This window comes from Rhodococcus sp. Z13_19A, from assembly GCF_058133575.1.
Map to the genome: position 1 here is coordinate 915,288 of NZ_JBYUNN010000002.1, position 12,029 is coordinate 927,316.

A 12,029-nucleotide genomic window follows, 5' to 3' on the forward strand; every position below is an offset into this window, starting at 1 on the left:
GCACCACTGGACACGGCGCAGCTGGCGGCCGACCCGCTGGACCAGGCGCAGCACAAGGCCAGCGTGCTGATCGAGGCCCTGCCCTGGCTGCAGCGCTTCCACGGCAAGATCGTGGTGGTCAAGTACGGCGGCAACGCCATGATCGACGACCGGCTCAAGCACGCCTTCGCCCAGGACATGGTCTTTCTGCGCACCGCGGGAATCCACCCCGTGGTGGTGCACGGCGGCGGCCCGCAGATCAGCGCGATGCTGGCCCGGCTGGGCATGGAGGGGGAGTTCAAGGGCGGCCTGCGGGTCACCACCCCCGAGGTGATGGACGTGGTGCGGATGGTGCTCTTCGGCCAGGTCGGCCGGGAGCTCGTCGGGCTGATCAACGCCCACGGCCCGCTCGCGGTGGGCCTGTCCGGCGAGGACGCGCACCTGTTCACCGCCGCCCGGCGCACCGCCACCGTGGACGGTGAGCCGGTGGACATCGGGCTGGTCGGCGACGTCGTGGGCGTCAACCCCGCCGCGGTGCTCGACCTCGTCGGGGCCGGTCGCATCCCGGTGGTCTCCTCCATCGCCCCCGACCTCGACGGCGTGGTGCACAACGTCAACGCCGACACCGCCGCCGCCGCGCTGGCGGAGGCCCTGGGCGCGGAGAAGCTGGTGGTGCTCACCGACGTCGAGGGGCTCTACACCGACTGGCCCGACCGCACCTCGCTGCGCTCGGTGATCGACGCCGACGAGCTGGCCACCCTGGTGCCCAGCCTCAGCGCGGGCATGGTGCCCAAGATGGAAGCCTGCCTGCGGGCCGTGCGCGGGGGAGTGCCCACCGCCCACGTCATCGACGGCCGCACCGCCCACTCCGTCCTGCTCGAGGTGTTCACCTCGCAGGGCATCGGGACGATGGTGGTCCCGCCCCCTGCCCAGACCCCCACTGGCCAGACCCCCACTCTGCGCACCCCCACCGTGCAGAACCCCACGAGGCCGGGAGCCCTGTCATGACCGCGCCCCTGCAGCAGCGCTGGAACCACGCCCTGATGAACAACTACGGCACCCCGCCGGTGGCGCTGGTCCGCGGCTCCGGGGCGGTGGTCACCGACGCCGACGGCAAGGACTACCTCGACCTGCTGGGCGGCATCGCGGTCAACCTGCTGGGCCACGCCCACCCCGCGATCGTCGAGGCCGTCACCAACCAGGTGTCCACCCTGGGCCACGTCTCCAACCTGTACCTCAACGAGCGCGCCCTGGAGCTGGCCGAGCGGCTGGTGGCCAAGGTGGGTCGCGAGGACGCCCGGGTGGTGTTCGGCAACTCCGGGGCGGAGGCCAACGAGGCCGCCTTCAAGATCGCCCGGCGCACCGGTCGGCCCACCATCATCGCCGCGGAGAACTCCTTCCACGGCCGCACCATGGGCTCGCTGGCCCTGACCGGCCAGGAGGCCAAGCGGGCGCCCTTCGAGCCGATGCCGCCGGGTGTGCGGCACGTGCCCTACGGCGACGTCGCGGCGCTGGAGCGCGCCGTGGACGGTGACACCGCCGCGGTGATGCTCGAGCCGATGATGGGCGAGTTCGGCGTGGTGGTCCCGCCGGAGGGCTACCTGGCCGCGGCGCGGGAGATCACCAGCCGCCACGGCGCGCTGCTCATGCTGGACGAGGTGCAGACCGGCGTGGGCCGCACCGGCCACTTCTTCGCCCACCAGTCCGCCGGCATCACCCCCGACGTGATCACCCTGGCCAAGGGGCTCGGTGGTGGGCTGCCCATCGGTGCCTGCATCGGCATCGGCGAGGCGGCCACGCTGCTCGAGCCCGGCCAGCACGGCACCACCTTCGGTGGGAACCCGGTGTCCTGCGCTGCCGCGCTGGCGGTGCTGTCCACGATGGACTCCGAGCGCCTGGTGGAGCGGGCCGCCGCACTGGGCAAGACCCTCGCCACCGGCATCGAGGAGCTCGCCCACCCGCTGGTGGACCACGTCCGGGGCGCTGGGATGCTGCTCGGCGTGGTGCTGCGCGCCGACCTCGCCCCCCAGGTGGAGCTGGCCGCCCGGCGCGCCGGGTTCCTGGTCAACGCCGCACGGCCCGAGGTCGTCCGGCTCGCCCCGCCGCTGGTGCTCACCGACGAGCAGGCCACCAGCTTCCTCACCGCTCTTCCCGCCATCCTCGACACCGCACAGGAGCCCACCTCATGACCCGCCACTTCCTGCGTGACGACGACCTCTCCCCGGCCGAGCAGGCCGAGGTGCTGGAGCTCGCCGCGCAGCTGAGGGCCGCGCCGTACTCCAAGCGCCCCCTTGAGGGGCCGCAGGGCGTCGGGGTGATCTTCGAGAAGAACTCCACCCGCACCCGCTTCTCCTTCGAGGTGGGCATCGCCCAGCTGGGCGGGCACGCCGTCGTGGTGGACGGGCGCACCATGCAGCTGGGCCGCGAGGAGACCATCGACGACACCGGACGGGTGCTGTCCCGCTACGTCAGCGCCATCGTCTGGCGCACCTTCGCCCAGCGCCGCCTGGAGCAGATGGTCGCCGGGGCCACCGTGCCGGTGGTCAACGCGCTCTCCGACGAGTTCCACCCCTGCCAGGTGCTCGCCGACCTGCAGACCATCAAGCAGCGCCGGGGCGAGCTGGCCGGGCTGCGGATGACCTACTTCGGCGACGGCGCCAACAACATGGCGCACTCGCTGCTGCTGGGCGGGGCCACCGCCGGGATGCACGTCACCGTGGCCGCCCCGGAGGGCTTCACCCCGGAGCCGGGCATCCTGGAGGCCGCCGCCAAGCGAGCCGCCGAGACCGGCGGAAGCGTGCACACCACCACCAGCGCCGACTACGGTGCCGACGGTGCCGACGTGCTGGTCACCGACACCTGGACCTCCATGGGCCAGGAGGACGACGGGCTGGACCGGGTGCGGCCCTTCCGTCCCTTCCAGGTCAACGCCCGCATGCTCGGGCTGGCCGCGGCCAACCCGGTGGTGCTGCACTGCCTGCCCGCCCACCGCGGGGACGAGATCACCGACGAGGTCCTCGACGGGGTGCACAGCGGCGTGTGGGACGAGGCGGAGAACCGGCTGCACGCACAGAAGGCGCTGCTGACCTGGTTGCTGGAGCACCAGTGACCGGAGCGGGCAGGACCGCAGGGCTCAGCCGGGTGGCGCGGCAGGCCCGCATCACCGAGCTGCTGCGCACCGCGGAGGTGCGCAGCCACCGGGAGCTGGCCGCCCTCCTGCTCGCTGAAGGCGTCGAGGCCACCCAGGCCACCCTGTCCCGCGACCTCGACGAGCTCGGCGCGGTGAAGCTGCGCGGGGCGGACGGCGGCGTGGGGGTCTACGTCATCCCCGAGGAGGGCAGCCCCGTGCGGAGCGTGCAGGGCGGCACCGACCGCCTCGGCCGCATGCTCGCCGAGCTGCTCGTCTCCGCCGACCACAGTGCCAACCTGGCGGTGCTGCGCACTCCCCCTGGGGCCGCGCAGTTCCTGGCCAGCGCGCTGGACCGGGCCGCCCTGCACGAGGTTGTCGGAACCATCGCCGGGGATGACACCATCATGGTGCTGGCCCGGGAGCCGCTCAGCGGTGCCGCGCTGGCCGACAGGCTGCTCACCCTTGCCCGGGCCGACCGGGTACTTGCACCAACCACCACCGATATCGCACAAGCAACAGATCTGAAGGAGACCACAACTCATGGCTGATCGCGTCGTACTCGCCTACTCGGGCGGGCTGGACACCTCTGTCGCCATCAGCTGGATCGGCAAGGAGACCGGCGCTGACGTCGTCGCCGTCGCCATCGACCTGGGCCAGGGCGGGGAGGACATGGCCGACATCCGCCAGCGCGCCCTGGACTGCGGCGCGGTGGAGTCCGTGGTCATCGACGCCCGCAACGAGTTCGCCGACGAGTACTGCCTGCCCACCATCGAGGCCAACGCCCTCTACATGGACCGCTACCCGCTGGTCTCGGCCATCAGCCGGCCGCTGATCGTCAAGCACCTGGTCACCGCGGCCCGCGCCCACGGCGGCACCATCGTCGCCCACGGCTGCACCGGCAAGGGCAACGACCAGGTCCGCTTCGAGGTCGGCTTCAACACCCTCGCGCCCGACCTGAAGGTGCTCGCGCCCGTCCGCGACTACGCCTGGACCCGGGAGAAGGCCATCGCCTTCGCCGAGGACAACGGCATCCCGATCCAGGTCTCCAAGCGCTCGCCGTTCTCCATCGACCAGAACGTGTGGGGTCGCGCGGTGGAGACCGGGTTCCTCGAGGACCTGTGGAACGCGCCCACCAAGGACGTCTACTCCTACACCGAGGACCCCACCGTCAACTGGCAGGCGCCCGACGAGCTGATCATCAGCTTCGAGAAGGGTCGCCCGGTCGCCATCGACGGCCGCCCGGTCACCGTGCTGCAGGCCATCGAGGAGCTCAACCGCCGCGCCGGTGCGCAGGGCGTGGGCCGGCTGGACGTGGTGGAGGACCGCCTCGTCGGCATCAAGAGCCGCGAGATCTACGAGGCCCCCGGTGCGATGGTGCTCATCACCGCCCACCAGGAGCTCGAGCACGTCACCCTGGAGCGCGAGCTGGGCCGCTACAAGCGCCAGATGGAGCAGCGCTGGAGCGAGCTGGTCTACGACGGCCTGTGGTTCTCCCCGCTCAAGCAGGCGCTGGACACCTTCGTGACCAAGACCCAGGAGCACGTCACCGGCGACATCCGCCTGGTGCTGCACGGCGGCGCCATCGCCGTCAACGGCCGGCGCAGCGCCGAGTCGCTCTACGACTTCAACCTGGCCACCTACGACGAGGGCGACACCTTCGACCAGTCCTCGGCCAAGGGCTTCGTGCAGCTGCACGGGCTGTCCTCCAAGATCGCCGGCAAGCGGGACCTGGGCTTGTGAGCGAGGGCACGCACTCCGGTCTGTGGGGCGGGCGCTTCGCGTCCGGTCCCGCGGAGGCCATGGCCGCGCTGAGCAAGTCCACCCACTTCGACTGGGTGCTGGCGCCCTACGACGTGCGGGCCTCCCAGGCCCACGCACGGGTGCTGCACAAGGCGGGCCTGCTCTCCGACGCTGACCTGGCGACCATGCTGGACGGGCTCACCCGGCTGGCGGCCGACGTGGAGAGCGGGGCGTTCACCGCCGCCCACGACGACGAGGACGTGCACAGCGCCCTGGAGCGCGGGCTCATCGAGCGGGTGGGGCCGGAGGTGGGTGGACGGCTGCGGGCCGGCCGCTCGCGCAACGACCAGGTCGCCACCCTGTTCCGCATGTGGCTGCGCGACGCGGTGCGGGTGGTGGCCGAGGGCGTGCTCGACGTGGTGGACGCGCTGGCCACCCAGGCAGCGCGGCACCCCGACGCCGTGATGCCCGGACGCACGCACCTGCAGCACGCACAGCCGGTGCTGCTGGCCCACCACCTGCTGGCGCACACCCACCCGCTGCTGCGCGACGTGTCCCGGCTGCGCGACTTCGACCGACGCACAGCGGTGTCGCCCTACGGCTCGGGTGCGCTGGCCGGCTCCTCGCTGGGCCTGGACCCGGACGCGGTGGCCGCCGAGCTGGGCTTCACCGCGGCGGCGGAGAACTCCATCGACGCCACCTCCTCGCGGGACTTCGCGGCCGAGGCGGCGTTCGTGCTGGCGATGATCGGGGTGGACCTGTCCCGGCTGGCCGAGGAGGTCATCCTCTGGAGCACCGCGGAGTTCAGCTACGTCACGCTGGCCGACGCCTGGTCCACCGGGTCCTCGATCATGCCGCAGAAGAAGAACCCCGACGTCGCCGAGCTCACCCGCGGCAAGTCGGGCCGGCTGATCGGCAACCTCACCGGGCTGCTGGCCACGCTCAAGGCGCAGCCGCTGGCCTACAACCGGGACCTGCAGGAGGACAAGGAGCCGCTGTTCGACTCCGTCACCCAGCTGCAGCTGCTGCTGCCGGCCATCACCGGGCTGGTGTCCACCCTGCAGTTCCACACCGACCGGATGGCCGAGCTGGCCCCGGCCGGGTTCACCCTGGCCACCGACGTGGCCGAGTGGCTGGTGCGCCAGGGCGTGGCCTTCCGGGTCGCCCACGAGGCGGCGGGGGCCTGCGTCCGCGTCGCCGAGGGCCGTGGCGTGGGCCTGGAGGACCTGACCGACGCCGAGCTGGCGGAGATCGACCCGCACCTGACACCGGCCGTGCGCGAGGTGCTCACGGTCACTGGCTCCATCGCCTCCCGCGACGCCCACGGCGGCACCGCCGGGGTGCGGGTGGCCGAGCAGCTCAGCGGGGTGCAGGCCGACTCGCAGCAGCACCGCAAGTGGGCCACCGCTCTTCGATGAACCCCGCTCTCCGATGACCCCAGCTCTTCGATGAGCGCGGGGCTGGACGCGCAGTTCTTCGCCCGCCCCGCCGTGGAGGTGGCACCGCAGCTGCTCGGCTGCGTGCTGCACCACGGCGAGGTGGCGCTGCGCATCACCGAGGTCGAGGCCTACATGGGCGAGGTCGACCCTGGCTCGCACGCCTACCGCGGGGAGAGCCGGCGCAACAGCGCCATGTTCGGCCCGCCGGGGCACCTCTACGTCTACGCGCACATGGGGCTGCACCACTGCGCGAACCTGGTCTGCAGCCCGGCGGGCACCGCGCACGGGGTGCTGCTGCGGGCCGGTGAGGTGATCGCCGGTGCCGAGGTGGCGATGGCCCGGCGCAACGTGGGCAAGGGGGTGTGCCGCACCGAGGTCGACCTGGCGCGCGGACCGGCCCGGCTCACCGTGGCGCTGGGCCTCACCCTGGCCGACAACCACGCCTCGGTGGTCGACCCCGGCGGCGACCTCTGCGTCACCGCTGCGGCCGAGCCGGTACCGGCGGCGTCGATCGTGCAGGGCCCGCGCGTGGGCGTCGGCGGGGAGGGCGGCGACGCCGAGCGCTTCCCGTGGCGGTACTGGATCGCCGGCGACCCCACGGTGTCGCTGTACAAGGCGGCCCCAGCACCCAAGAAGCGGCGCCAGGAAGCTCGTCCCTGACGCCGCCTCTCCAGCGGGTGCGGTGCTTGGTCAGCCCTGGAGCGCGCCGATCGCGTCGGCGACGGCCAGGATCCGCTTGGCGTTGTCCACGTGCAGGTTCTCGATCATCCGTCCGTTCACGGTGACCACGCCGCGGCCCTCGCGCTGGGCCTCCTCGAACGCGGCGATGATCTCCTGCGCGGAGGCGATCTCCTCCTCGGTGGGGGCGAAGGCGGTGTTGCACGGCTCGATCTGCTTCGGGTGGATCAGCGTCTTGCCGTCGAAGCCCATCTGCCGGGCCTGCAGGCACTCCGCCGTGAACCCGTCCAGGTTGCTCACGTCGTTGTAGACGCCGTCCAGGATCTCCTTGTCCGCAGCCCGGGCGGCCAGCAGCGCCAGCTGCAGCCCGCCCATCAGCGGCAGGCGCCCGGGCACGTGCTCGGCGTGCAGCTCCTTGGCCAGGTCGTTGGTGCCCATCACCAGCACGGTCAGCCGCTCCGAGGCCGCGCAGATCTGCTCGGCGTGCAGCATCGCGATCGGGGTCTCCAGCATCGCCCAGATCTTCGTGTGCGCCGGGGCGCCACCAGCCTCCAGGCCGCGCTCGATGGCCTCGACGTCGGCCACGGAGTTGATCTTGGGCACCACCACGGCGGCGGGGCCGGCCTTGGCCACCGCGGCCAGGTCGTCCTCGTGCCACTGGGTGCCGATGCCGTTGATCCGGATGGTCACCTCGCGGTCGCCGTACTCCCCGGACTGCGCGGCGGCGCACACGCGGGCGCGGGCGTCGACCTTGGCGTCGGGGGCGACGGCGTCCTCGAGGTCGAGGATGAGGGAGTCGGTGGGCAGGGTCTTGGCCTTCTCCAGCGCGCGCGCGTTGGCGCCGGGCATGTAGAGGACCGACCGGCGGGGACGCAGGTGCTCAGCCATGGCTCAGGCCTCCTTGCCGGCGAAGCCGTAGGCCTCGGAGAGGTCGGCGTCCTTCTCGGCGAGCTCGCGGGCCAGCTGCACCATCACCTGGCACTGCTTGACCGACGCGTCGTCCTCCATCTTGCCGTTGAGCATCACCGCACCGGTGCCGTCGCCCATGGCCTCGATGACCTCCAGGGCGTGCCGGACGTCCTCGGGGTCGGGGGAGAAGACCTTCTTGGCGATGTCGATCTGCACCGGGTGCAGGCTCCACGCGCCGACGCAGCCCAGCAGGAAGGCGTTGCGGAACTGGTCCTCGCAGGCCACAACGTCCTTGATGTCCCCGAAGGGGCCGTAGAACGGGAGGATGCCGTTGGCCGCGCAGGCGTCGACCATGCGCGCCAGGGTGTAGTGCCACAGGTCCTGCTGGTAGACGGGGCGCTCGCCCTCGATGTTGCCGTCGGTCGGGTCCTGGCGCACCAGGTAGCCGGGGTGCCCACCGCCCACCCGGGTGGTCTTCATCCGGCGGTTGGCGGCCAGGTCGGCCGGGCCCAGGGACAGGCCCTGCATGCGCGGGCTGGCCGAACAGATCTCCTCCACGTTGACCACGCCGCGCGCGGTCTCCAGCAGGGCGTTGATCATGATCGGCTTCTGGATGCCGGCCTTGGCCTCGAGCTGGGCCAGCAGGCGGTCCACGTAGTGGATGTCCTCGGCGCCCTCCACCTTGGGCACCATGATGACGTCGAGCTTGTCGCCGATCTCGGTGACCAGCGTGGTCACGTCGTCCAGGAACCACGGCGACTCCAGGCTGTTCACCCGGGTCCACAGCTGGGTCTCGCCGAAGTCGTTGGCCTTGGCGATCTTCACCAGGCCGTGGCGGGCGGCCTCCTTGTTGTCCGCCTTGACGGCGTCCTCGAGGTTGCCCAGCAAGATGTCCACCTTGGCGGCGAGCTGGGGGACCTTGGCCGCCATCTTCTCGTTGCTGGGGTCGAAGAAGTGGATCATCCGCGACGGCCGCACCGGGATCTCCCGGAGCGGCTCCGGGGCACCGACGGCGAGGGGGCGGAAGAAGTCCTTGGGGGAGCGCATGAATCTCCGTTCCAGCTAGCTGGTGGGGTGGTTGCAGGTCGACCAACTCTAGGCGGGCCTACCAGGCTGACGGGCGGTAGTCCTTGAGGAAGCAGCCGTAGAGGTCCTCGCCCTGCTCCCCACGCACGATCGGGTCGTACACCCGGGCCGCGCCGTCCACCAGGTCCAGCGGGGCGTGGAAGCCCTCCTCGGCCAGGCGCATCTTGGTCGGGTGCGGGCGCTCGTCGGTGATCCAGCCGGTGTCCACCGCGGTCATCAGGATGCCGTCGTCGAGCATCTCCCCGGCACTGGTGCGGGTGAGCATGTTCAGCGCGGCCTTGGCCATGTTGGTGTGCGGGTGCCCCGGACCCTTGTAGGCGCGGCTGAACTGTCCCTCCATGGCCGACACGTTCACCACGTACTTGCGGCGGGCCTTGGCCGCGGCCATCGCCGGGCGCAGCCGGCTCACCAGGATGAACGGCGCGGTGGTGTTGCACAGCTGCACCTCCAGCAGCTCCAGCGCGTCCACCTCGTGCACCCGCTGGGTCCAGCTGTTCACCGGTGCCTCGTCGGGCACCAGGCCACCGGCGTCGATGGCGCTCCGGTCGGCCACCCGCGCCGGCGAGGCCGAGCCGGCGGTGAGGGCCAGCGCGGTCAGGGCGTGCGGGGTGGGGCTGGTGGCGAGCGAACCGGCCAGCGCCGCGGGGTGCGCGTCGCTGATGTGGTCGAAGGTGATCAGCTCGGGCAGCGGCCCGGCCGGCAGGGGAGCGGACTCCGCGGCGGCCAGCGGGGCGTACGAGCCCGGCGAGCGGCGCACCGTCTGCGCAGCGTTGTTGATGAGGATGTCCAGCGGCCCCGCGGCGGCCACCGAGTCCGCCAGCGCCACCACCTGCGCGGGGTCGCGCAGGTCGATGCCCACGATGCGCAGCCGGTGCAGCCAGTCGGCGCTGTCCTCCATGGCGGTGAACCGGCGGATCGCGTCGTTGGGGAAGCGGGTGGTGATGGTGGTGTGCGCGCCGTCGCGCAGCAGCCGCAGCGCGATGTACATGCCGATCTTGGCCCGGCCCCCGGTGAGCAGCGCCCGGCGGCCGGTGAGGTCGGCGCGGGCGTCGCGGCGGGCGCGGTTCTCGGCGGCGCAGTCCGGGCACAGCTGGTGGTAGAAGGCGTCCACCAGGGTGTACTTCGCCTTGCAGATGTAGCAGGCGCGGGCCACCAGCAGCTCACCCGCGGTGGCCCCGGCGGCGTTGGACACCAGGGGGATGCCCTCGGTCTCGTCGTCGATGCGGTCGGGGGACCCGGTGGCGGTCGCGGCGATGACGGCCTTGTCGGCCGCGGCCACGGCGGCACGCTTGTCCGCCCGGCGCTGGTGCTTGACCGCCTTGAACACCCCGGCGGTGGCCCGGCGCACGGCGACGGAGTCGGGGTGGTCCACCGGCAGCGCGCGCACCTGCTGCAGCACCCGCAGGCAGGTGGCCAGGTCGGTGGGGTCCAGCGCGGACTCGGCGTGGGGCTCGCTGGCGGTCTGGGCCAGCTCGCCGGCGGAGGCGGGAGTGGAGTCAGGAGTCAGGTCGGGCGGGGTCAGGTCAGGCGCAGTCATGCAGGTCGTCGTCTCGTGTCTCGGGGGCGGCCCAGGTCGTGCTGGAGTGGTCCAGGGGCTCCCGGCACGGTACGCGGGTGGGCGGTGCGGGAGGATCGTCCCCGTGGCTGAAGAGATTCTTGACGAGCTGACCTGGCGCGGACTGATCGCGCAGAGCACCGACCTGGACGCCTTGCGCCGGGACCTGGCGGCGGGGCCGGTGACCGTCTATGCGGGCTTCGACCCCACCGCGCCGAGCCTGCACGCCGGGCACCTGGTGCCGCTGCTGGCGCTCAAGCGCTTCCAGCGCGCCGGGCACCGGCCGGTGGTGCTGGCTGGCGGGGCGACCGGGCTCATCGGTGATCCCCGGGACGTGGGGGAGCGCAGCATGCACTCGGTGGAGACGGTGGCCGAGTGGGCGCAGAGCATCCGCGGGCAGCTGGAGCGCTTCGTGGACTTCGACGACACCCCCAGCGGGGCGCTGGTCGTGGACAACGCCACCTGGACCGCGGACCTGCCGGTGACGGAGTTCCTGCGCGACATCGGGAAGCACTTCTCGGTGAACGTGATGCTGGCCAGGGACACGGTGAAGCGCCGGCTGGAGAGCGACGGGATGTCCTACACCGAGTTCAGCTACATGCTGCTGCAGGCGCACGACTACCTGCAGCTGCACGACCGGCACGGCTGCACGCTGCAGGTGGGCGGCTCGGACCAGTGGGGCAACATCATCGCCGGGGTCGACCTGGTGCGCCGGGTGCGGGGAGCGAGCGTGCACGCCGCCACCGTGCCCCTGGTGACTGCCGCTGACGGCACCAAGTTCGGCAAGTCCACCGGGGGCGGCAGCCTCTGGCTCGACCCCGAGCTCACCAGCCCCTACGCCTGGTACCAGTACTTCGTGAACACCGCCGACGCCGACGTCGTCCGCTACCTGCGGTGGTTCACCTTCCTCGACGCCGACGAGCTGGCCGAGCTGGAGCAGGCAACGCAGGAGCGCCCGCAGGCCCGGGTGGCCCAGAAGCGGTTGGCCGCGGAGCTCACCACCTTGGTGCACGGGGCGGAGCAGACGCGCGCCGTGGAGCTGGCCAGCCAGGCGCTGTTCGGCCGGGGGGAGCTGCGCGAGCTGGACGAGGCGACCCTGGCTGCCGCGCTGTCCGAGACCTCCCCGGTGCAGCTCGCGGCTGCGGACGCTCCCACGATCGTGGATCTGCTGGTGGCCACCGGTCTGTGCGAGAGCAAGGGGGCCGCACGACGCACCGTCAAGGAGGGGGGTGCGTCGGTGAACAACCAGCGCATCACCAGCGAGGACTGGGCGCCGGAGGCCGGCGACCTGCTGCACGGGACCTGGCTGGTGGTGCGCCGTGGGCGGCGTCACATGGCCGGTGTTCGGCTCAGCTGAGCGATTTGGGCGCCGTCGGCGACGGACGCAGGGCGCTGACCAGCGCCTTCGCCGACGGCCCCACCCGCTGTCCTGCGGGTTTGACGTGGCCCCGCGGAGTGCGTAAATTTCTCCTTGTCAGCGAGGCGGACGCCGAACCGGTCACCACGACGGTCA

The 12,029-nt window shown here is 72.1% G+C and carries 11 protein-coding genes; 8 read left to right on the plus strand and 3 right to left on the minus strand.

Annotation, left to right across the window (positions count from 1 at the left end; all coding sequences use genetic code 11):
* Positions 1 to 6: 6 nt before the first annotated feature.
* From argB to AC3YNX_RS11050, 7 genes are read left to right on the plus strand one after another with little or no spacing between them, the layout of a single operon-like run.
* Positions 7 to 987 (plus strand): acetylglutamate kinase, encoded by a 981-nt coding sequence (gene argB / locus AC3YNX_RS11020; RefSeq protein ID WP_489995520.1) that lies wholly within the window; start codon positions 7 to 9, stop codon positions 985 to 987.
* A complete protein-coding gene (locus AC3YNX_RS11025) occupies positions 984 to 2,168 on the plus strand; it encodes an acetylornithine transaminase (protein ID WP_489995476.1) in 1,185 nt (394 codons plus the stop codon). Before argB ends, AC3YNX_RS11025 begins: the two co-directional genes overlap by 4 nt.
* Entirely contained in the window at positions 2,165 to 3,088 is a 924-nt protein-coding gene (argF, locus tag AC3YNX_RS11030; protein WP_489995477.1) for an ornithine carbamoyltransferase, read from the plus strand. Before AC3YNX_RS11025 ends, argF begins: the two co-directional genes overlap by 4 nt.
* The gene (locus AC3YNX_RS11035; protein WP_206518207.1) at positions 3,067 to 3,657 is read left to right on the plus strand and encodes an arginine repressor; all 591 of its coding nucleotides are present in this window, start codon (positions 3,067 to 3,069) and stop codon (positions 3,655 to 3,657) included. The genes argF and AC3YNX_RS11035 overlap by 22 nt, the downstream gene beginning before the upstream one ends.
* A complete protein-coding gene (locus tag AC3YNX_RS11040) occupies positions 3,650 to 4,849 on the plus strand; it encodes an argininosuccinate synthase (RefSeq protein ID WP_489984048.1) in 1,200 nt (399 codons plus the stop codon). Before AC3YNX_RS11035 ends, AC3YNX_RS11040 begins: the two co-directional genes overlap by 8 nt.
* Positions 4,846 to 6,267, plus strand: coding sequence for an argininosuccinate lyase (argH, locus tag AC3YNX_RS11045; protein WP_127782620.1), 1,422 nt, complete (start codon positions 4,846 to 4,848; stop codon positions 6,265 to 6,267). The genes AC3YNX_RS11040 and argH overlap by 4 nt, the downstream gene beginning before the upstream one ends.
* 30 nt (positions 6,268 to 6,297) lie before the next feature.
* On the plus strand, positions 6,298 to 6,948 hold the full coding sequence (locus AC3YNX_RS11050; protein ID WP_489995478.1) for a DNA-3-methyladenine glycosylase: 651 nt from the start codon (positions 6,298 to 6,300) through the stop codon (positions 6,946 to 6,948).
* A gap of 30 nt (positions 6,949 to 6,978) precedes the next feature.
* On the opposite strand, the gene AC3YNX_RS11055 is transcribed toward AC3YNX_RS11050, so the two are convergent.
* Genes AC3YNX_RS11055 through AC3YNX_RS11065 form a run of 3 tightly spaced genes read right to left on the minus strand, consistent with a single transcriptional unit; the run spans position 6,979 to position 10,498 of the window.
* Positions 6,979 to 7,854: an HpcH/HpaI aldolase/citrate lyase family protein gene (locus AC3YNX_RS11055; protein WP_489995479.1), complete on the minus strand. Its 876-nt coding sequence runs from the start codon at positions 7,852 to 7,854 to the stop codon at positions 6,979 to 6,981.
* A 3-nt stretch (positions 7,855 to 7,857) separates the two neighbouring features.
* Positions 7,858 to 8,922 (minus strand): HpcH/HpaI aldolase/citrate lyase family protein, encoded by a 1,065-nt coding sequence (locus AC3YNX_RS11060; protein WP_489995480.1) that lies wholly within the window; start codon positions 8,920 to 8,922, stop codon positions 7,858 to 7,860.
* Between the two features lie 58 nt (positions 8,923 to 8,980).
* Complete coding sequence (locus AC3YNX_RS11065) at positions 8,981 to 10,498, minus strand: SDR family NAD(P)-dependent oxidoreductase (RefSeq protein WP_489995481.1); 1,518 nt, start codon at positions 10,496 to 10,498, stop codon at positions 8,981 to 8,983.
* A gap of 103 nt (positions 10,499 to 10,601) precedes the next feature.
* Between AC3YNX_RS11065 and tyrS the strand changes: the two genes are divergently transcribed.
* Positions 10,602 to 11,873 (plus strand): tyrosine--tRNA ligase, encoded by a 1,272-nt coding sequence (gene tyrS, locus AC3YNX_RS11070; protein WP_489995482.1) that lies wholly within the window; start codon positions 10,602 to 10,604, stop codon positions 11,871 to 11,873.
* The last annotated feature ends 156 nt before the right edge of the window (positions 11,874 to 12,029 follow it).